Annotated in this window: 21 protein-coding genes; 10 read left to right on the forward strand and 11 right to left on the reverse strand. The window is 70.9% G+C overall.

From position 1 onward, the window contains the following. Positions 1 to 131 precede the first annotated feature (131 nt). From ACFPZJ_RS20550 to ACFPZJ_RS20570, 5 genes are all read right to left on the reverse strand, one after another. Positions 132 to 2,027 (reverse strand): PA domain-containing protein, encoded by a 1,896-nt coding sequence (locus ACFPZJ_RS20550; RefSeq protein WP_381023577.1) that lies wholly within the window; start codon positions 2,025 to 2,027, stop codon positions 132 to 134. A 285-nt stretch (positions 2,028 to 2,312) separates the two neighbouring features. Next, positions 2,313 to 3,080 carry a carbonic anhydrase gene (locus ACFPZJ_RS20555; RefSeq protein ID WP_381023579.1) on the reverse strand — a complete coding sequence of 256 codons (768 nt, stop codon included), beginning with the start codon at positions 3,078 to 3,080 and terminating at the stop codon, positions 2,313 to 2,315. Positions 3,081 to 3,310: 230 nt separating this feature from the next. Further along, a complete protein-coding gene (locus ACFPZJ_RS20560) occupies positions 3,311 to 5,374 on the reverse strand; it encodes a pectinesterase family protein (protein ID WP_381023582.1) in 2,064 nt (687 codons plus the stop codon). A gap of 174 nt (positions 5,375 to 5,548) precedes the next feature. Next, the gene (locus ACFPZJ_RS20565; RefSeq protein ID WP_381023585.1) at positions 5,549 to 5,824 is read right to left on the reverse strand and encodes a hypothetical protein; all 276 of its coding nucleotides are present in this window, start codon (positions 5,822 to 5,824) and stop codon (positions 5,549 to 5,551) included. After that, positions 5,821 to 6,048 carry a hypothetical protein gene (locus ACFPZJ_RS20570; RefSeq protein ID WP_381023587.1) on the reverse strand — a complete coding sequence of 76 codons (228 nt, stop codon included), beginning with the start codon at positions 6,046 to 6,048 and terminating at the stop codon, positions 5,821 to 5,823. Before ACFPZJ_RS20570 ends, ACFPZJ_RS20565 begins: the two co-directional genes overlap by 4 nt. 137 nt (positions 6,049 to 6,185) lie before the next feature. Between ACFPZJ_RS20570 and ACFPZJ_RS20575 the strand changes: the two genes are divergently transcribed. Both ACFPZJ_RS20575 and ACFPZJ_RS20580 read left to right on the forward strand, forming a co-directional pair. Further along, the gene (locus ACFPZJ_RS20575; protein ID WP_381023590.1) at positions 6,186 to 7,019 is read left to right on the forward strand and encodes a helix-turn-helix domain-containing protein; all 834 of its coding nucleotides are present in this window, start codon (positions 6,186 to 6,188) and stop codon (positions 7,017 to 7,019) included. Continuing rightward, positions 7,016 to 7,234, forward strand: coding sequence for a DUF397 domain-containing protein (locus ACFPZJ_RS20580; RefSeq protein ID WP_381023593.1), 219 nt, complete (start codon positions 7,016 to 7,018; stop codon positions 7,232 to 7,234). The genes ACFPZJ_RS20575 and ACFPZJ_RS20580 overlap by 4 nt, the downstream gene beginning before the upstream one ends. Here ACFPZJ_RS20580 and ACFPZJ_RS20585 read toward each other — a convergent pair. From ACFPZJ_RS20585 to ACFPZJ_RS20610, 6 genes are all read right to left on the reverse strand, one after another. Beyond that, positions 7,209 to 8,666, reverse strand: a complete 1,458-nt coding sequence (locus ACFPZJ_RS20585) for a sensor histidine kinase (protein WP_381023596.1) — start codon at positions 8,664 to 8,666, stop codon at positions 7,209 to 7,211. The two genes, ACFPZJ_RS20580 and ACFPZJ_RS20585, sit on opposite strands and share 26 nt — an antisense overlap. Next, on the reverse strand, positions 8,663 to 9,400 hold the full coding sequence (locus ACFPZJ_RS20590) for a response regulator transcription factor (RefSeq protein ID WP_381023599.1): 738 nt from the start codon (positions 9,398 to 9,400) through the stop codon (positions 8,663 to 8,665). Before ACFPZJ_RS20590 ends, ACFPZJ_RS20585 begins: the two co-directional genes overlap by 4 nt. 100 nt (positions 9,401 to 9,500) lie before the next feature. Further along, positions 9,501 to 9,677, reverse strand: coding sequence for a hypothetical protein (locus tag ACFPZJ_RS20595; RefSeq protein WP_381023602.1), 177 nt, complete (start codon positions 9,675 to 9,677; stop codon positions 9,501 to 9,503). An 8-nt stretch (positions 9,678 to 9,685) separates the two neighbouring features. Continuing rightward, on the reverse strand, positions 9,686 to 10,666 hold the full coding sequence (locus ACFPZJ_RS20600) for a S1C family serine protease (RefSeq protein ID WP_381023605.1): 981 nt from the start codon (positions 10,664 to 10,666) through the stop codon (positions 9,686 to 9,688). Between the two features lie 100 nt (positions 10,667 to 10,766). Further along, positions 10,767 to 11,789: a LacI family DNA-binding transcriptional regulator gene (locus ACFPZJ_RS20605; protein WP_381023608.1), complete on the reverse strand. Its 1,023-nt coding sequence runs from the start codon at positions 11,787 to 11,789 to the stop codon at positions 10,767 to 10,769. A 73-nt stretch (positions 11,790 to 11,862) separates the two neighbouring features. Then, on the reverse strand, positions 11,863 to 12,651 hold the full coding sequence (locus tag ACFPZJ_RS20610; protein ID WP_381023610.1) for a winged helix-turn-helix transcriptional regulator: 789 nt from the start codon (positions 12,649 to 12,651) through the stop codon (positions 11,863 to 11,865). A gap of 253 nt (positions 12,652 to 12,904) precedes the next feature. Here ACFPZJ_RS20610 and ACFPZJ_RS20615 point away from each other — a divergent pair, with 253 nt between their 5' ends. From ACFPZJ_RS20615 to ACFPZJ_RS20650, 8 genes are all read left to right on the forward strand, one after another. Next, positions 12,905 to 13,807, forward strand: a complete 903-nt coding sequence (locus ACFPZJ_RS20615; protein WP_381023612.1) for an alpha/beta hydrolase — start codon at positions 12,905 to 12,907, stop codon at positions 13,805 to 13,807. A 60-nt stretch (positions 13,808 to 13,867) separates the two neighbouring features. After that, positions 13,868 to 14,122 carry a MoaD/ThiS family protein gene (locus ACFPZJ_RS20620; RefSeq protein ID WP_381023614.1) on the forward strand — a complete coding sequence of 85 codons (255 nt, stop codon included), beginning with the start codon at positions 13,868 to 13,870 and terminating at the stop codon, positions 14,120 to 14,122. Positions 14,123 to 14,125: 3 nt separating this feature from the next. Further along, positions 14,126 to 15,325 (forward strand): hypothetical protein, encoded by a 1,200-nt coding sequence (locus ACFPZJ_RS20625; protein WP_381023617.1) that lies wholly within the window; start codon positions 14,126 to 14,128, stop codon positions 15,323 to 15,325. Between the two features lie 187 nt (positions 15,326 to 15,512). Then, positions 15,513 to 16,250 (forward strand): LmeA family phospholipid-binding protein, encoded by a 738-nt coding sequence (locus tag ACFPZJ_RS20630; RefSeq protein ID WP_381023619.1) that lies wholly within the window; start codon positions 15,513 to 15,515, stop codon positions 16,248 to 16,250. A gap of 262 nt (positions 16,251 to 16,512) precedes the next feature. After that, complete coding sequence (locus ACFPZJ_RS20635; protein ID WP_350310325.1) at positions 16,513 to 16,593, forward strand: putative leader peptide; 81 nt, start codon at positions 16,513 to 16,515, stop codon at positions 16,591 to 16,593. A gap of 125 nt (positions 16,594 to 16,718) precedes the next feature. Further along, positions 16,719 to 17,564, forward strand: a complete 846-nt coding sequence (locus tag ACFPZJ_RS20640; RefSeq protein WP_381023622.1) for a sulfurtransferase — start codon at positions 16,719 to 16,721, stop codon at positions 17,562 to 17,564. Positions 17,565 to 17,606: 42 nt separating this feature from the next. Next, a complete protein-coding gene (locus ACFPZJ_RS20645; RefSeq protein ID WP_381023625.1) occupies positions 17,607 to 17,894 on the forward strand; it encodes a DUF1416 domain-containing protein in 288 nt (95 codons plus the stop codon). A gap of 101 nt (positions 17,895 to 17,995) precedes the next feature. Further along, positions 17,996 to 18,256, forward strand: coding sequence for a DUF3099 domain-containing protein (locus ACFPZJ_RS20650; protein ID WP_381023627.1), 261 nt, complete (start codon positions 17,996 to 17,998; stop codon positions 18,254 to 18,256). Positions 18,257 to 18,276: the final 20 nt, after the last annotated feature.

Below are 18,276 nucleotides of genomic sequence, written 5' to 3' on the forward strand. Positions count from 1 at the left end.
GCCCCTCACCGACGCGCGGGGCCGCGCCGGCGTCGCGCGGCCCCGCGTGGGTCGGCCGTCCCGTTCCGGGGCCGCTGTCAGCGGCCCCGTTGCGGACACCCGCCCGCCGGTCCGTCCGTGCATCCGGCTGCTCAGGCACCCCCGGTGTACTCGAAGATGTAGAGGCCGTGGTCGCGGTCGGAGGCGGCGACGTACTCCTTGCCGCCCGACTGGAAGACCTGGGCGCCCCAGAAGTTGTTGCCGCCCTGGTCGATGTAGTGGCCCACCTCGACGATCCTGTCGTCGACGATCTTGGCGACGCGCAGCCCGGCCGCGTAGTACGAGAAGTAGAGCAGGTCGGCCCGCTTCTCGGAGACGGCCACCTCATGGATGGACAGATCGCCGGAGCCCGACGCGTGGGCGGGGTCGTGCGCCTCGGGAACGGCGTAGGTGTCCAGCTCGGTGAGCTTGCCCCTCTCGTTGCGGTAGAGGTGCGCGTAGCCCCAGCCGTCGAAGTACGACGAGAAGGTCAGCCGGTCGCCCTTGGTGCCGAGCGCGACGGGCAGTTGCGCGGGGCCCGTACCGGCCAGGCAGGACGCGTTGTCGTAGCGCTGGTCGAAGAGGGCGAAGCCCTGGCCGCGCGGTGCGACGCCGAAGGCCGGGATGTCGCCCTCGACGCTCATGCCGAGCGTCTGGTCGCAGGCGTCCGTGCCGGTGCGGTTGAAGACGAGCACGGCGTCGTAGCCACCGGCGGCGATCACGCTTGCCACCTTCTCGCTGAAGGTGCACACGCCCCGCTCGACGACGGCGACGTCCACGGCGGCGGGGTCACCGGCGGGCACCGCCGGGTCGCCCGGGCAGGCCCGGCCGGCGAAGACCGAGTCGCCGGTGATGGTCTGCCCCTGCTCCAGGCGTGTGGTGTTGCTGCCCTGGCTCGCCGAGATTTCGGTGTTGTCGGTGACGTTGCGGGAGGTGAGCGCGTACGGCCCGAAGTCCTCGTCGGCGCCGACGACGTACTTGTCGTCGAGGGTGAACTCGGCCTGGTGGGCGTTGCCCTCCGGCGTGACCTCGAACCCGCTCTCCAGCGCCTCGGGGTCGAGCGCGGCGAAGTCCGTGTCGCCGAGGTAGACGGCCTTGGTCGGGTCGGTCACGTCCAGGGTGACGTAGCCGCCGTCCCAGTAGGAGGCGAGCATGATCTGCCGGCCGCCGATCTCCTTGACGACCATGTCGTGCAGGAAGATCTCGGTGAGGTTGGCCGGGGCGTCCTGGACGATCTGCGGGAACGCCTCGTCGAGGTCGTACTCCGCGATGACCTTCGCCTTCTTCGGGTTGGTGATGTCGACGATGTCGACGTCCGGGCCCTCTTCGTTGTCGACGATGACCGCGTACGCCTTGTCGCCCGCGTCCCAGGCGAAGACGCTGTGGATCTCGTTGGCGTTCTTCTTGCCCTGACCCATGACCGTTTTGTCGCCCACGCCCTCGGCGAGCGGAGTGGGATGGGCCGGGTTGGTGACGTCGTAGAGGTTCATGCCGCCGAATCCGGCGGTCGCCTTGCACTTCTCGTTGTTGCTGACCAGCACGTCCCCGTTGAAGTACGGGGTGTCGATGTGCAGGGTCTGGATGCCCTCGCCCGGGTAACTGCCCTCCTTGGCCTGGATGAAGGCGACCTCCCTGGGCGCGGCGGGCTTGCGGATGTCCACCACGTGCACGCCGTTGTACTTGCAGGTCGCGCCGCCCCAGGCGGCGAGGTAGGCGTACCCCCCGAAGACACCGACGTCGGCGATCTTCTCCGGTTCGACGTTCTTCAGGCCGAGTTTGCTGACGAGCCGGACGTTGTCGCTTCCGGCGGGGAGGTGGCCCTCGTCACCACCGTGCTGGTGGCTGTGGTGATCGTGAGTGGCCTTGGCGTTGTCGATACCGCCGTCGTCGGCGGAGACACCGTCATGTGCTCGGGCGACACCGGCGAAGGCGCCCACGACGAGGCTCGCGGCGGCGAGGCAACTCGCGGCGCGGGTGCGGGCCCTCGCGCTGCCCATGGCTCTTCCCATGGCTCTCCTTGGTCCGAGAGTGAAGAGGCGCGGGGGGCGGCCAGGGGACCGTACTCTGTGGGAGTCCTGTGAGGAAAGGGTTCTGTCGCGTCGTAAACGTGACCGTATCGGCCTTCCGGCGCACGGGGCGTCGACGGACGGGGCGGCCAGAGGGGTCGTTCGGGGCCGGTTCGTCGTCAGCGGCCCGAGCGGCACCGGCAGGCCTCTCCCCCGGCATGCTCGGCTTCCGCTGACGACGAGCATGCCGGGCACCGGAGCCGTACCGGTGTCGCTGCCGGGCGGCGGTCAGGCGACGCGGTGGACGCGCTGGGTGGTCAGCTCGTAGCGGGCGCCCACGATGGCCAGGCGGCCCGACGCCACCTTGTCCGCGAGATCGGGCTCCGCGGCGAGACGTGCGCGAACGGCACGCACGTTGGCGTCGATCGTCGAGTCGACGCGGGGGTCGCCCTCCTTGGTGCGGTCGATGCTCGGGGCTATCTGGTCGGCTATGTACTGGATGTGGGCCGGCAGACGCCCGCCGGTCTCGTCCGCCTCCACCGCGGCCTTCACCGCGCCGCACGACTGGTGTCCGAGCACCAGCACCAGGGGGATGGCCAGTTCGAGCACACCGTAGGCGACGCTGCCGAGGACGGCCTCGTCCAGGACCTCACCGGCGGAGCGCACGGTCATCAGGTCACCGAGGCCCTGGTCGAAAACCAGCTCCGGAGGAACCCGGGAGTCGATGCAGCCGAGGACGAGGGCGAACGGGTGCTGACCGGACGTCAGGCTCCGGCGCACGTCCGGCGTCTCGTCGGGGTGCCGCTCACGGTAGGTGCTCCAGCGCCGGTTGCCCGCCGCCAGTGCCCGCAGGGCTTCCTCGGGGGTGCTGGGCCGGTGACGCCTGCCGGGGGTGGCGGCGGAGGCGGGGGACGCGCCGAGGGCGACGCCGGTGCCCAGCGCCGCGGCTCCGGTCAGCCCGGCCCGCAGGAGTGCGCGGCGGGCGAGCGAGGCGACGGAGAACCGCTGGTGGGCGGATGCGGTCGGCTCGTGGCCGACGGATCTGTCAGAGTTCACGGGGTGGAACGTATGCCCGAGCCGTGCGACAGATGTTCACGTTGCTGAATCATGGCCGGGTAAGAGGAAGTCATGAGTGGACGCAGGTCTGTTCTTGGCCCGCCCTTACGGTTTTCTTGACCTTTTCCGGGGCCACCGCTGCCGACCACGGTGCGCGGACGGGCACCGGGGCCCCGCGCCCGCGCCGCCGGCTGGGGGACGGTGGCGCGGGCGCGGGAACGGACGGAAGGTCAGGACGCCGTGGGCGTCCAGCCGGCCAGCCAGTCCATGACCTCCTGGTTCGAGGCCTGCGCGTCGGTCAGATGCGGGCGATCGCCGCTCGCGGCGCCCGCGCCGGGGCCGGTGTTCCTGTACTCGGCGAAGCGGTCGTCCTTCCAGGAGAAGCCGCTCATGTCGGTCCAGGGGGCCGTGCGGATCGCGGCGCTCAGGGTCGTGTTGCGGACCGTGGTCTGCGGGTCGAGGGAGGCGTCGCCTCCCGCGTGCCAGGGCCGCCCGAGGTAGAAGGAGCGGTCCGAGACGTCGCCGTTGACGGTCGAGTTGGCGATCAGGATGCCCTTGCGGCCCGCGGCCGTGCTGGGGGCGGTGACGTAGCCGGCGGAGGTGCCGTTCCAGCGCTTCTTCAGGGTGATGACGGACCGGTCGATCACGGCCGTCGCCCGGCCGAAGATGAAGTCGACGTTGCCGATGACGTAGGAGTTGGAGACGTAGACCCGGCCGAGCCTGTCCTTCGCCGCCGTGTCCAGCAGCAGGGTGTCCTGGTCGCCGGAGACGATGACGCCGTCCAGGAACACCTTGTCGGCGGCGGTGCGCAGGGCGACGGCCTGGTGGCCGCTGAGGGACTGGTTGGCGGCCTCGTCGAAGTCGTTGGAGATCGTCAGGTTGCGGGCCTGGAAGTCGTCGGCCTCGACGGCGACGGTCGCGCTGCCGCCCGTGCCGTACGTGCCTCCGCCGGGCTTGGGGGTGCCCGCCGCGTTGTTGTAGACGATCACCGTGTCCTTCCGGCTGCCGCCCGTGCCCTGGAGGGTGACGTGCGGCTTGTTGGACGGCACCTTGACCGTCTCCCGGTACGTGCCCGGCTTGACGGCGATGACGACCCGCGAGGGGTTGTCGGCCGGCACGGCGTTCACCGCGGCCTGCACGGTCCTGTACTGCCCGCTGCCGTCCTTGGCGACGGTGAGCGTCGTGGCCGCGGCCGCCCTGGTGCTCGCCGCCGTCGTGCCGATCGAGGCGCGCGGCCCCGCGCTGGACCTGAGGATCGACGGCACGTCCGCCGCCTTGTCCGGGCTGTAGCCGTAGTACGTCTTCGGGTCGAAGGCGCTGCCCCCGCTCTCGTTGCGGCCCGAGGTGCCCGAGAAGGCGTTGCCGCGCTGGACGATCGACGCGGTCGCGTCCTTGATGACCGGGTTCTTCACGCCCTGGAAGTAGCTGTTCTCCAGCACCATCCTGGTCGCGCCGCGCGAGTAGTTGCCGTACGAGGAGCTGACGCCGGTGTTCGGGACGTCCTCCAAAAAGTTGTTGTAGAGGTGCGCGTGGGCGGCGTTGTCGGTGGACGGGTTGCGCTGCTCGGTGTCGCGCAGCCAGTTGTGGTGGATGGTGATGTCCGTCTTGACGTTCTCGGTCCAGCCGATGCCGAAGGTCTTGTTGTTGTCGCTCAGCTTGTTCCAGGAGACCGTCACATAGGTGCTGTCCTTGCGGACGTCGATCAGCCCGTCGGCCATGCGCCGCAGGTCGTTGTGGTCGATCCACACATGGTGGGCGCCGTCCATCTGGATCGCGTCGAAGTCGTGGTCCTTGTCGTTCCAGATGCCCTGGTAGGAGTCCCGGATCGTCAGGTTCCTGATGATCACGTTGTGGACGCCCTGGCCGAGGAAGAAGCCGCCGCCGACGATGTGCCCGGAGGTCCCGGCGCCGACGATGGTCTTGTCCGACCGGACCTTGATCTCCTTGCCGACCGGGTTCATCCTGATCGTCCCGGCGACGACGATGACGTACGGCTCGGCGGCGGTGGCGTACTTCTCCAGGTCGGCCTGCGTCGTCACCGTGACGGTCCTGCCGTCCCGGCCGCCGTACGTGCCGTTCTGGCCGAGGGCGTCGACGGAGGCGAAGCCGTCGGCGGTGGCGGTCGCCCAGGCCGGGGCGGCGGTGGTGGCGGCGGACGCCTGCTGCTGTGTGCCGAGGACGCCGAGGTCCGCTCCGTAGACCAGCGTGCCGCCGGCGGTCAGGGCCACCGGGACGCCGACCGCCAGGGCCGTCCTGCTTCTGCGGTGCCGGGGCTTGCTGCGCAGCTCACTCATGCGGCGAGATCCGTTCCGTGCGGGGGGATGTGAACCTGCTCGGTCGGGCAGTCGCCGCCCCGCACGGAAAGGTTGCCGCTCTGCGTCGGCCCACGGGAAGCAGCCGCCGTCAGAGAGCCACCAGGTCGATGACGTCGCTGCCGACAGGCCGGTTGGGCAGGGGGGACGGTCGTGTCAGCTCTCACCGACCTCGGTGCGAGCACCTCGGCTGACCGCGACGCGCAGGACGTCCTCCAGGCACTCGGCGGCCCGGGTGAGCGCGAAGCGCACGGCCCGCTCACCGGCCTCGGCGTCGCCGAGGACGGCTCTGGCACCTGCCAGAACCTGTTCAGCGGAGTGGAGTTGGGCGGCCTCGATCTCGTCGGCGAGCCGGGAGAGCGGGCTGTGGGGGTTGTCGGTGCTGAGGTAGCAGGGCTTGCCGTCGGGGCCCGTCCAGGGGAGCAGCCTCATGCGGACACCTCCAGCGCGCGCTCTTCGAGGGCGAGCAGGTACGGGCGTACGAGCGGGGTGTCGAGCCAGACGGGCTCCACGGCGGGGGGCGGAGAGTGGGTGGAGACCGACGGTGGCTGGGGCGGTGCCGTGGCCCGGTGACGTCCCTCGGCGGGCAGCAGGAGCCGTACGAGGGTGAGCAGGGCTGTTTCGCAGAGTCCGGCGAGGCGCAGGCGCAGCGGCATGGCGGTGCCCTTTCGGGGAGGGGGTGGGGTCTGGCGAGCGGTGATTACCGTTCGTGCCTCGATGGTCACGGATCGCGCGTACGCTGCGGAAGTTGCCAGGTGTTGCCTGGCAACCTCAGTCAACGGGGAGGGGTGACATGCGGGAAGTGGTCGACGGTGAGCCGGAGTCGGGGAGGATCGCGCTCGGACGGACGCTGAAGTTCCTGCGAGACCAGGCGGGGAAGTCATTGGGGCAGCTGGCTGAAGAGACCGGGTACGACAAGAGCTACCTGAGCCGCCTGGAGAAGGGGGAACGGCTCTCCAAACGGGCGGTCATGGAGGATCTGGACAGCTACTACGGGTCCGGTGACCTGCTGGTACGTCTGTGGCACGACGCCCGCAGGGAGGTCGTCAAGGACAAGTACAAGGCGTTCATGGACCTTGAGGCGACGGCCCGGATCATGTGGATGTTCCAGTTGCGGGTGCCGGGTCTGCTGCAGACCGAGGACTACGCCCGAGCGGTGTTGTCCGGGTTGTCTGGCGCGCAGACAACACCTGGCAACAGCGACGCGGTCGAGGAACAGGTGGCCGTACGCATGGGGCGCCAGGAACTGCTCCACCGCGACCCGGCACCGAACGTACGGGTGATCTTGGACGAGGGCGCGCTGCGGAGGCCGGTCCCCGGCCCAAAGGTGTGGGCGGACCAGTTGTCCCACCTCCTGGACGCGGCGCAGCTGCCGAATGTGGCGATCCAGGTGCTGCCTTTCTCAGCCGGTGTGCACGACCTCATGGACAGTCACCTCTGGCTGCTCTGGCAGAGAGTCGGCGATCCTGTCGCCTGGACGGAGGGCAACGGTTTCGGCGAGCTGATCCACGATCTGGACAAGGTTCTGAGGTTCCGTTCGTCCTACGATCTGGTCAGGGATGCGGCGCTGACCCCGGCGGAGTCGACGGCGTTCATCAAGCGCCTTCTGGAGGAGTGCAGAGCATGAACCGAGCCCCTGACCTCACCAACGCTGTCTGGCACAAGTCCTCCTACAGTGATGGTGGCGGTACCAACTGCGTAGAGGTCGCCGACAACTGCCCCGGCATGGTCCCGGTCCGTGACAGCAAGCTCTCGGCGAGCCCGGTGCTCGTGTTCGGCGCGGCCTCCTGGGCGTTCTTCCTGGAGCAGGTCAAGGTCACGGCATCTCCGGCGGCGGCGTAGGCGCCCCCGGCAGCCGGATCGTCGCCACCGTGCCGCCGTCCGCCGCGGCGCTCAGCGACACCTCGCCGCCCGCCTGCTGTACGGTCCGGGCCACGATCGACAGGCCCAGCCCCGAGCCCGGCAGCGCCCGGGCGCTCGGTGAACGCCAGAAACGGTCGAAGACGTGCGGGAGTTCGTCGGCGGAGATGCCAGGGCCGTGGTCGCGGACCGTGAGGACGCCGTCGGCGAGCCGGACCTCGATCGTGCCGCCCTCCGGGCTGAACTTGACGGCGTTGTCCAGGATGTTGACCACCGCGCGTTCCAGCGCGGACGGCTCCGCCCGTACGTACCACGGCTGTACGTCCGCCGTGACGGTCAGCTCCGGGCCGCGCAGCCGGGCGCGGCGCAGCGCCGACTCGACGACGTCCTGCCAGGCCACGATCTGCGCCCGGTCGGCGTGCTGGCCGGTGTCCGGCCGCGACAGTTCCTGCAGGTCGCCGATGAGCGCGGCCAGTTCGGTCATCTGCGCCTTGACGGAGGCCAGCAGCGCCTTGCGGTCCGCCTCCGGCAGGGGGCGGCCGGTCTCCTCGCTGCGGGTGAGAAGTTCGATGTTCGTGCGCAGGGAGGTCAGGGGCGTACGGAGTTCATGTCCCGCGTCCGCGATCAGCTGCTGTTGCAGATCGCGGGAGCTGGCCAGCGCCGAGGTCATGGAGTTGAAGGACCGGGAGAGGCGGGCGATCTCGTCCTCGCTGTCGTCCTCGACGGGGATGCGGATGTTCAGGTCCTCGGTGCGGGCCACGTGCTCGACCGCGTCGGTGAGCTTGTCGACGGGGCGGAGCCCGGCCCGGGCGACCGCGAGCCCGGCGGCGCCGGCGCCGAGGACTCCGACACCGGAGACGAGGAGGAGGATCAGGGCGAGTTCGTTGAGGGTGGACCGCGTGCTGTCGAGGGGGACGGCGATCTGCAGGGCCGCGTTCCGGGCCAGGTACCTGCCGTCCACGCCGTCCAGGACCAGGGCCGTGGTCAGGACACGCACCGGGTTGCCGTCGCCGTCCTTGCCGTCGCGCAGCGCGCCTTCACCGATCCTCGGGTGTTCGGCCACGTCCGTGTCGCCGCCGGTGGTCTTCACCAGGGCCGTGGAATTGCCGTACAGGCAGGCCTTGCCGTCGGCCTTGACGATCTGGACGTAGCCCTTGAACCGCGGGCCGAAGGGGAACGCCTCCGACGGCGACTGCGGGCAGCCGCTGAGCGTGGCCGCCACCTGGTCCTCCGGCAGGGAACGCGGGACGCCCGACTCCAGGTCGTTGTTGATCTCGTCGTACAGCTTGCCCTGCACGATGAACCAGCACGTCACCGACACCGCGGCCACCGCGAACGCCACCGCCGCCGCCACCAGCAGCGCCAGGCGCGACCGGATCGGCAGGGCGCGGACGTGACGCAGGACCTTCCTCACTCGGCGCCGCCCTGCCGCAACACGTACCCGACCCCCCGCACCGTGTGCACCAGCCGCGGCTCGCCGCCCGCCTCCGTCTTGCGCCGCAGGTACATCACGTACACGTCCAGCGAGTTGGACGACGGCTCGAAGTCGAAGCCCCACACCGCCTTCAGGATCTGCTCACGGGTCAGCACCTGGCGCGGATGCGCCATGAACATCTCCAGCAGTGTGAACTCGGTACGGGTCAGCTCCACCGGCCGCCCGCCGCGCGTGACCTCGCGGGTCGCGAGGTCCATGCGCAGGTCGGCGAAGGCCAGGACGTCGTTCCCCTCGGCCGTGCCCGCCCCCACGGCGACCGCGTAGGAGCTGCGCCGCAGCAGGGCGCGGATCCGGGCGAACAGCTCGTCCAGTTCGAAGGGCTTGACCAGGTAGTCGTCCGCGCCCGCGTCCAGTCCGGTCACCCGGTCGCCGACCGTGTCACGGGCCGTGAGCATGAGGATGGGCGTCGTGTCGCCCGTGCCGCGGATTCGGCGGGCGGCGGTCAGACCGTCCATGCGGGGCATCTGGATGTCGAGGACGATCAGGTCGGGCCGGTACACCGCCGCCTTGTCCAGGGCGTCCGCGCCGTCGACGGCGACCTCGGTGCCGTACCCCTCGAAGGCCAGGCTGCGCTGGAGGGCTTCGCGCACCGCCGGCTCGTCGTCGACGATCAGGATGCGCTGGGGGTCACGGTCGCCTTCTGCGGGGCTCATGGGCGTGGGATTTCCTCGTGTACGGGGGACGCGGGCCGGGATCTCCTGCTCATTCTCCGGCTCTCAGCGTCGCACGTCCCAAGGGGGCGCGGGACGGGGCTCACCCGCGTGCGGTGGACGTACGGCGGCGCCGGGCGCGCACAGCCCGGGCGGGCCGGGCCACCGCCGTCTCCGGGGCCCGGGTCACCGGGGGATGCAGCTCGGCGGCGACCGCCAGGGCGAGCGAGAGGCCGGCCGGGTCGGTGCCCGGCACCGCGTGGACGATCTGCTTGATCATGGCGGGCCCTAGCTGTCGGAACCGGCGCGCAGCTTGGCGAGGTCGGCCTTGACCGTGTTGATCGGGATGGCGAAGCCCAGGCCGACGCTGCCCGCGGTGGACGAGGACGCTCCCGCGGCGGAGTACATCGCGGAGTTGATGCCGATGATGTTGCCGTTCATGTCGATCAGCGCGCCGCCGGAGTTGCCGGGGTTGAGGGAGGCGTCCGTCTGGATCGCCTTGTACGTCGTGGTGTCGGAGCCGGTGTCGCCGTTGAACTGCTGACCGCCGAACTCGAACGGCCAGCCGCCGTCCGGCTGCTGCTGACCCTCGTCCGTCGAGACGGTCACGTCACGGTTCAGGGCCGAGACGATGCCGCTGGTGACGGTGCCGGTCAGTCCCTCGGGGGAGCCGATCGCCACGACCTCGTCGCCGACCTGCACACCGGCCGAGTCGCCGAGCGTCGCCGTCTTCAGACCGGAGGCGCCCTCCAGCTTGATCAGGGCGAGGTCCTTCTTGCTGTCGGTGCCGACGACCCTGGCCGTGTAGGTCTTGCCGTCACTGGTCGACACCTTGATCTGCTGGGCGCCGGCGACGACGTGGTTGTTGGTGATGATCTCGCCGTCACTCGTGATGATCACGCCGGAGCCCGTGGAGGCCCCGGAGTTCGAGGTGGCGTTGATCTCGACGATGCTCGGGCCGACCGCCTTGGCGACCCCGGCGACCGTGCCCTTCTGGCTGGACGGCACCACGGTGGTGCTGGTGGAACTGGAGGCGGCGACGGTGTCGCCGCCCGCCAGTTCCTGGATGCCGTACGCGGTGCCGCCACCGATCGCCGCGGCGACGATCGCCACGGCGGCGAGCAGGGCGACCGGGCCGCGGCCGCGCTTCTTCGGAGCGGGTGCCGGGGCGTACGCCGGCGGGGGCGGCCACTCGGGGTTCACCGGGGCCTGCTGCTGACCCTCGTAGGGGTTGTCGTACTCGCCACTGCGGTGGAAGCTCTCGGTCATGTCCCCGAGCTTGTCCGCCGACCATGAGAGCTTGCTGAGTGCTCCCTGAGAAGCCCGACAGAACCTCGTATGCCCGATATAAAGCCGCGCGGGGGAGGCGCTACGCGCAGCCGCAGGAGCGCCGCACCACCAGGCGCGAGGGGAACACCTTCAGCCGCTCCCGCCGCGCCCCGGCCACCCGCAGCCCGTCGTCGAGGACGAGATCCACGGCGGAACGGGCCATCGCCGAGCGGTCCGAGGCGACCGTGGTCAGGGGCGGGTCGGCGAGCGCCGCCTCCTTGATGTCGTCGAACCCGGCCACCGCGAGCTCGCCGGGGACATCGATGCGCAGCTCGCGCGCCGCGCGCAGCAGACCGATCGCCTGGTCGTCCGTGGAGCAGAAGATCGCGGGCGGACGGTCGGGGCCGGAGAGGATCCGCAGACCCACCTGGTAGGCGTCGTAGCGGTTGTAGGGGGCTTCGAACAGGCGGCCCTCGGTGGGGATGCCGGCCTCCCGCATGGCGCGCCGCCAGCCCTCGACGTGGTCGGAGACCGGGTCGCCGACGGCCGGTGTCTCGGCGGTGCCGCCGACACAGGCGACGTACGGGTAGCCGTGCTCCAGCAGGTGGCGGACGGCGAGCTGGGCGCCGCCCAGGTCGTCGGTGACGACGGCGACGTCGTCGATGGCCTCGGGCCGCTCGTGCAGCAGGACGACCCGGGCGTCCCAGGCCTCGATCTCGGCGGCGGCCAGGTCGTTGAGCGCGTGGCTGACGAGGATGAGCCCCGAGACGCGCATGCCGAGGAAGGCCCGCAGGTAGTGGACCTCGCGCTCACCGATGTAGTCGGAGTTGCCGACGAGCACCATCTTTCCGCGCTCGGACGCGGCCTGTTCGACCGCGTGCGCCATCTCCCCGAAGAAGGGCTGGCGCGCGTCCGGCACGATCAGGCCTATGAGATCCGTGCGCCGCGACGCCATCGCCTGGGCGACCCGGTCGGGCCGGTACCCCAGCTCCTTGATCGCGGCGAGGACACGCTCGCGCGTGGCCGGGGCGACCGGCCGGGGTCCGTTGTTGATGACATAGCTGACGACGGCGGTGGAAGTTCCCGCCAGCCGCGCCACATCATCCCGAGTCACCTTGGCCACGCGCGGAGTCTACGCGGATATACCCACTCTGGGCAGGGCGTACGGGAGCTTCCCTGCCCGCGCGGGCACCCGGCTATGCCTCGGCCCGGACCTCGGAGGCGTCCAGAGCGGCAGCATCGCCCGGATCATCCGTTTTCGCCGAGGCGGACCGGGCGGACTTGGCCTTCGCCTCCTCGGCGGCGCGGTCCACCTTCTCCGGGGTGACGAACCGGTAACCCACGTTCCGCACGGTGCCGATCAGCGACTCGTGCTCGGGCCCGAGCTTGGCGCGCAGCCGCCGTACGTGGACGTCGACCGTCCGGGTACCGCCGAAGTAGTCGTAGCCCCACACCTCCTGGAGCAGCTGGGCGCGCGTGAAGACACGGCCGGGGTGCTGCGCGAGGTACTTCAGGAGCTCGAACTCCTTGAAGGTGAGGTCCAGGACGCGGCCCTTGAGTTTGGCGCTGTAGGTCGCCTCGTCCACCGACAGGTCGCCGTTGCGGATCTCCATGGGGGAGTCGTCGTTGACGATCTGCTGGCGGCCCATGGCGAGACGCAGCCGCGCCTCCACCTCGGCCGGGCCGGCGGTGTCGAGGAGGACGTCGTCGATGCCCCAGTCGGCGGTGACGGCGGCCAGGCCGCCCTCCGTCACGACGAGGACGAGGGGACAGCCGGGGCCGGTGGAGCGCAGCAGCTGGCACAGGCTGCGCACCTGCGGCAGGTCGCGGCGGCCGTCGACGAGGATCACGTCGGCGCCCGGTGTGTCCACCAGCGCCGGTCCCTCCGCGGGCGCGACGCGCACGTTGTGCAGCAGCAGGCCGAGGGCGGGAAGCACCTCCGTCGACGGCTGAAGGGCATTGGTCAGGAGCAACAGAGAGCTCATCGCGCCCCACCTGCCCGGGTCGTCATACGTTCGTGCACGGTTCGCTCGCCCATAACGTCTGGTTCCTCCTCGGTCCCTGCGAGGACGTTTGCGGCACTGCTTCGTACGGTGCGAATCCCGCGCCCCTGGGACTCGCTATGCGTTCGACGGCCCGTACACCTGCGGTTTCCCGCGTCGTATACAACGCTTCCGAAAGCACGAAAGGACCCGGGGGCTACGCTGCCCGAGTCCTCTGCCCAGCAGAATAGCCGACATGAGCACCCATCCGGCAGGTCATGTGGCACGATCCACCGTTCGTCCGCATTCCGAGACGCGCACAAGCGCACCTTTCCGGAGGTTTCTGCACACGGCCGACGGGGTGCGGATCGATTCCGTATACGACCCGGGTCCGGCCGTATACGACGGCAGCCCTGACCGCCGTGACAGCCGTGACCGCCGTGCCGGACGTGCCGCGGGCGAGGACGCCTCCCGGCCGCCGGCGTCCCGCGACCTGGTGTTCGTGGTCGCGCACGGCTTCACCGGCGACGCGCACCGGCCGCACGTACGGCGGGTGGCGGCGGCGCTCGCCCGGTACGGGGCCGTGGTCACGTTCTCCTTCCGCGGGCACGGCATGTCCGGCGGGCGGTCGACGGTCGGGGACCGGGAGGTGCTCGACCTGGCGGCGGCGGTGGCCTGGGCGCGGGACCTCGGGCACGCGCGCGTGGCGACCGTGGGCTTCTCGATGGGCGGCTCCGTGGTGCTGAGGCACGCGGCGCTCAACGGGGGCACGACCGACGCGGTCGTCTCGGTCAGCGCGCCCGCCCGCTGGTACTACCGGGGCACGGCCCCCATGCGGCGGCTGCACTGGCTGGTGACGCGCCCCGAGGGTCGCGTGGTGGGCCGGTACGGCTTCCGCACCCGCATCCACCACCGCGCGTGGGACCCGGTCCCGCTGTCGCCGGTCGAGGCGGTCCCGCGCATCGCCCCGACGCCCCTGCTCATCGTGCACGGCGACCAGGACGGCTACTTCCCCCTCGACCACCCCCGCATGCTGGCGGCGGCCGCCGGTGGCCACGGCGAACTCTGGGTCGAGCCCGGCATGGGCCACGCCGAGCACGCGGCCGCCGACGCACTGCTGCACCGGATCGGGGACTGGGTGGTCGCCCGGGCGGGCTAGCCTGACGGTGTTCACGGTCGAGCTCACCGTCGGGTGGGCGTCATGTGATTGAGGAAGCAGATGCCAAAGGTCACGGTGCGCTACTGGGCCGCCGCCAAGGCCGCGGCCGGGGTGGCCGAGGAGCCGTACGAGGCGGCCACGCTCGCCGAGGCGCTCGACGCGGTGCGCGCTCGACACCCCGGTGAGCTCACGCGCGTCCTGCGGCGGTGCTCGTTCCTCGTCGACGGTGACCCCGTGGGCACCCGCGGACATGAGACGGTACGGCTGGCCGACGGCGGCACGGTCGAGGTGCTCCCGCCGTTCGCAGGAGGATGAGCGATGACCGACCAGTCGTATGGGAACGGCGGCAACGGCGGTTCGTACCACGGGTACGACGGATACGGGCCGTACGCGGGACAGCAGCCGCAGACCTGGCCCGGACAGCAGGGTGACCACGGGTACCCGTCGGGCCAGGGGGACCAGGCGTACCAGGGGGACCAGGCGTACCAGGGCAACCAGGCGTACCAGGGCAACCAGGCGTACCCGGGGTACGGCGACCCGTACGCCGACCAGCAGTACACGCAGCAGTGGCAGGGGCAGACGTGGGAGACGCAGACCCAGCCGCCGGTGTCCTCGCCGGCCGCCGCGGCGGAGACGGCGTATCTGCCGCCGGTGAACGCAGTGAACGCGTACGAGCCTCCTCCGCGCGCTGAGGCCGCCGGGCCGGAGGGCACGGCCGGGGGCGCGGCTCCCCAGTACGGTCCCGCCACCCTCGCCGGCAACGCGCGGATCACCGACGCGCAGCGGGCCCGGGCGGAGGGGCGTTCGCCGATCATCGACCCGGGGATGCAGCCGGCCGCGCTCACGGCGCTGCTCGGGCTGCTGCTCGCCGGTACGGCGGCGGTCGGCACGTACGCGCTCGTCGTGCCGCTGGTGCTGCTCCAGGCGGTGACGGCCGCGGGCTGGTTCCGGCTGAACGGGATGTGGCCGGCGCGGCAGGGCATCGCGCTGGGATTCGCCGGGGGACTGGTCGCGGACGTGGCGCTGCTGGTGTCCGGCCGGTCGCCGGCGGCGATCCTCGGCACGCTGGGCGTGTGGGTGCTGCTGGCGCTCGTTCTGCAACTGCGCTCGCACGCCGATCCGGACGAGCGGATGTACGGCCTGATGGCGACCGTCGCCGCGGCGGCCCTGGCGATCGTCGCGGGCGGATACCTCGCGGCCGAGGCGGACGCCGTGACGGTGGGGGCGGCCGCGGTGGCCGTGGCGGTCCTGGCCCGTGCCGTACCGCTGCCGACACCGGCGTCGGTGGCGGTCGCGCTGCTCGCGGCGGCGGGGGCTGGCATGGTGGTCGGCTCGATGACGGGGCTGGGCACGTCGGGCGCGCTGCTCGGCGCGGGCGCGGCGGTGTGCGCGCTGATCGGCCACCGGGTGGCCGGCTACGACTACCCGTCCCGCTTCGTCCACTTCACGGCGGGCGTCGCGCTGCCGCTGTCGGCGGCGGCCCCCGTGGTGTACGTCCTGGGCCGGGCCCTGGTCTGAGCGCGCCGCGGTGGGCCGCGGGCCTGCCTGCCGCCCGGAGCGGCGCCCCGCCCAGCCCGCACTGCCGCCCTTGTCACAGCTGATCGACAATCCCCGGGCCAGAGCATCCCGCAGGGTTACGCTCGCGCTGTGGACGGCCACCCGGTCGTCAGGGACCGTCGTCGACCGACCAGGTGGGGAAAGCCGCATGCGAGCACTGCGAATACTGTCGATCGTCGTCGTGGTCCTGGCCGTCCTCTTCGTCGTCGTCGACCGCGTCGCGGTCAACTTCGCCGAGAAGGAGGCCGCGGACCGGTTGAAAACCACCGAGAACCTCGCCGCCACCCCCGACGTGTCGATCAAGGGCTTCCCGTTCCTCACGCAGGTCGCCGGCGGCTCCCTCGACGACGTCCAGGTCGGCATCGACACGTACGAGGCCGCCACCGGCAACGGTGCCCAGAAGATCCGTATCGACGACCTGCGCGCCGACATGAAGGGCGTCGAGTTCTCCGGCGACTACAGCTCCGCCACCGCCGCCAGCGCCACCGGCACCGCGTTCATCTCCTACGACGAGCTGCTCAAGACGGCCAAGTCCGACGCCACCCAGGTCGCCCCCGGCGTCAGCGCACACGTCGTCGGCCTCTCCGACGGCGGCAACGGCAAGATCAAGGTCGAGGTGGAGGCGACCGTGCTCGGCACCGAGCTGCCGAAGCCGGTGTCCGTGCTCAGCTCGGTCGCGGTCGAGGGCGACACCGTCCGGGTGCACGCCGACTCCCTGCCCAGCTTCGGCGGGGTCGACCTCGCGGAGAACCGGGTCCGGGCGATCACCGACTTCGAGCAGCGGATCGACGGACTGCCCGGCGGCATCCGGCTCGACAAGGTGGAGGCCGCGCAGAACGGCGTCGAGATCACGGTGAAGGGTTCCGACGTCCGGCTGGCCGGGTAGACCACGTCCGTCCGGGAGCGCTGGTGGCCCTATGCGGGCCACCGCGTTCGCCGACGGCCGGCTGGACCACGTCCGGTGGACGGCCGCCGTCCGATGGGCGAGACAGTGCCGTCCGAGGCGCGGGGCCGATGACGGACACGTCCGCCCGGGAGCCGGGCGACGGCTGCCCGATCCCGGCCTCGATCCCACATCACGGACGATCGCGTCTCACCATACGACACACCGGTGACACGGTCCCCCGACCGTCCCTACGATCGACCGCATGAAGCGACAGGCGGATCTCACGAAGCGGCGGGCAGTAGACCTGTGCCGCGTTGCCGCCATGCTCTGTCGCACCTTCTGAGCGGAAGTCCGGCTTCCGTATCCCTCATCGCCCTGTCCCAGGGCACCCGTGCGCCGCCCTCGACATGGGCGCGCGCCGTGAAGACCTCGCACGCCCCGCCGCAACTGCCCCGGAGGAGAAGAAGCATGAGCCGCAGCGACGTCCTGGTCGACGCCGACTGGCTTCAGGAGCACCTGGACGACCCGAACATCGCGATCGTCGAGGTGGACGAGGACACGTCCGCGTACGACAAGAACCACATCAAGAACGCGATCCGGATCGACTGGACGAAGGACCTTCAGGACCCGGTCCGCCGTGACTTCATCGACCAGGAGGGCTTCGAGCAGCTCCTGTCGGAGAAGGGCATCGCCAACGACCACACGGTGGTCCTCTACGGCGGCAACAACAACTGGTTCGCGTCCTACGCCTACTGGTACTTCAAGCTGTACGGCCACGAGAACGTCAAGCTCCTCGACGGCGGCCGCAAGAAGTGGGAGCTCGACGCCCGCGAGCTGGTCGCCGGCGACGAGGTGCCGGAGCGTCCGAAGACCGAGTACAAGGCCAAGCCGCAGGACACGTCGATCCGTGCCTTCCGAGACGACGTCGTGGCCGCGATCGGCACCCAGAACCTGGTCGACGTGCGCTCGCCCGACGAGTTCTCCGGCAAGCTGCTCGCCCCGGCGCACCTGCCGCAGGAGCAGTCCCAGCGTCCGGGTCACGTCCCCTCGGCCCGGAACATCCCCTGGTCGAAGAACGCCAACGACGACGGCACGTTCAAGTCGGACGAGGAGCTCAAGGCGCTCTACGCCGAGGAGAGCGTCGACCTGTCCAAGGACACCATCGCCTACTGCCGCATCGGTGAGCGCTCCGCGCTGACCTGGTTCGTCCTGCACGAGCTGCTCGGCGTGGAGAACGTCAAGAACTACGACGGCTCCTGGACCGAGTACGGCTCCCTGGTGGGCGTGCCGATCGAGCTCGGCGCCAACAAGTAACCCCTCCCGACCGACCCAATCCGACCTCTTCAGGAGAACGACATGTGTGGAGCGAAGGCCGGCGGGCCGGACGCCTCGACGATCAAGCCCGGTGAGACCACGATCCAGGGCCAGGTGACCAAGGACGGCGAGCCGGTGCAGGGCTACGTGCGCCTGCTCGACTCGACCGGCGAGTTCACCGCCGAGGTGCCGACCTCGGCGACCGGACAGTTCCGCTTCTATGCGGCCGAGGGCACCTGGACTGTTCGCGCCCTCGTGCCCGGCGCCACCGCCGACCGCACGGTCGTCGCCCAGAAGGGCGGCCTGGCGGAGGTCGCGATCGCCGTCTGACGGCGTCTGTTCGCTGAAGGGCCGCACCCCACGGGTTGGACGCCTGGGGTGCGGCCCTTCGCCGTGCCCCGGACCGGGCCCCACGGGCCTACGCTGGTGGTATGTACGCGCGGAGGCGGCGCATCTACTTCGCCCTCATGGGCACGTGTGTCGGGCTGTTCGTCATGGCCTGGGGCGTCGTGCGCCTGTGGTCGGTGCCGGTGGCCGTGGGCATGTGCGTGGTGGCGATGGTCATCCCGCCCGTCGCCGCGATGATCGCCAACCGGCGCGGCCCCGACGACCGCTGGTGGGACGACCCGTCCGGGGACCCCGTCTCCGACGAGTGGTGGGACGAGCTGGACGGCAAGCGGCGGTCCGGGTAGGCCCGGGGAGGTGGCCGCCC

Source organism: Streptomyces bullii, from assembly GCF_042657145.1.
GTDB classification, from domain to species: Bacteria; Actinomycetota; Actinomycetes; order Streptomycetales; family Streptomycetaceae; genus Streptomyces; species Streptomyces bullii.

Bases quoted from the DNA above. Each gene is read 5' to 3' on its own strand.
- ACFPZJ_RS20550 (WP_381023577.1), bottom strand. From the start codon at position 2,027: ATGGGAAGAGCCATGGGCAGCGCGAGGGCCCGCACCCGCGCCGCGAGT.
- ACFPZJ_RS20615 (WP_381023612.1), top strand. From the start codon at position 12,905: ATGAGCACCCATCCGGCAGGTCATGTGGCACGATCCACCGTTCGTCCG.
- ACFPZJ_RS20635 (WP_350310325.1), top strand. From the start codon at position 16,513: ATGAAGCGACAGGCGGATCTCACGAAGCGGCGGGCAGTAGACCTGTGC.
- ACFPZJ_RS20645 (WP_381023625.1), top strand. From the start codon at position 17,607: ATGTGTGGAGCGAAGGCCGGCGGGCCGGACGCCTCGACGATCAAGCCC.
- ACFPZJ_RS20580 (WP_381023593.1), top strand. From the start codon at position 7,016: ATGAACCGAGCCCCTGACCTCACCAACGCTGTCTGGCACAAGTCCTCC.
- ACFPZJ_RS20610 (WP_381023610.1), bottom strand. From the start codon at position 12,651: ATGAGCTCTCTGTTGCTCCTGACCAATGCCCTTCAGCCGTCGACGGAG.
- ACFPZJ_RS20600 (WP_381023605.1), bottom strand. From the start codon at position 10,666: ATGACCGAGAGCTTCCACCGCAGTGGCGAGTACGACAACCCCTACGAG.
- ACFPZJ_RS20595 (WP_381023602.1), bottom strand. From the start codon at position 9,677: ATGATCAAGCAGATCGTCCACGCGGTGCCGGGCACCGACCCGGCCGGC.
- ACFPZJ_RS20570 (WP_381023587.1), bottom strand. From the start codon at position 6,048: ATGCCGCTGCGCCTGCGCCTCGCCGGACTCTGCGAAACAGCCCTGCTC.
- ACFPZJ_RS20560 (WP_381023582.1), bottom strand. From the start codon at position 5,374: ATGAGTGAGCTGCGCAGCAAGCCCCGGCACCGCAGAAGCAGGACGGCC.
- ACFPZJ_RS20575 (WP_381023590.1), top strand. From the start codon at position 6,186: ATGCGGGAAGTGGTCGACGGTGAGCCGGAGTCGGGGAGGATCGCGCTC.
- ACFPZJ_RS20620 (WP_381023614.1), top strand. From the start codon at position 13,868: ATGCCAAAGGTCACGGTGCGCTACTGGGCCGCCGCCAAGGCCGCGGCC.
- ACFPZJ_RS20565 (WP_381023585.1), bottom strand. From the start codon at position 5,824: ATGAGGCTGCTCCCCTGGACGGGCCCCGACGGCAAGCCCTGCTACCTC.
- ACFPZJ_RS20590 (WP_381023599.1), bottom strand. From the start codon at position 9,400: ATGAGCCCCGCAGAAGGCGACCGTGACCCCCAGCGCATCCTGATCGTC.
- ACFPZJ_RS20640 (WP_381023622.1), top strand. From the start codon at position 16,719: ATGAGCCGCAGCGACGTCCTGGTCGACGCCGACTGGCTTCAGGAGCAC.
- ACFPZJ_RS20630 (WP_381023619.1), top strand. From the start codon at position 15,513: ATGCGAGCACTGCGAATACTGTCGATCGTCGTCGTGGTCCTGGCCGTC.
- ACFPZJ_RS20650 (WP_381023627.1), top strand. From the start codon at position 17,996: ATGTACGCGCGGAGGCGGCGCATCTACTTCGCCCTCATGGGCACGTGT.
- ACFPZJ_RS20625 (WP_381023617.1), top strand. From the start codon at position 14,126: ATGACCGACCAGTCGTATGGGAACGGCGGCAACGGCGGTTCGTACCAC.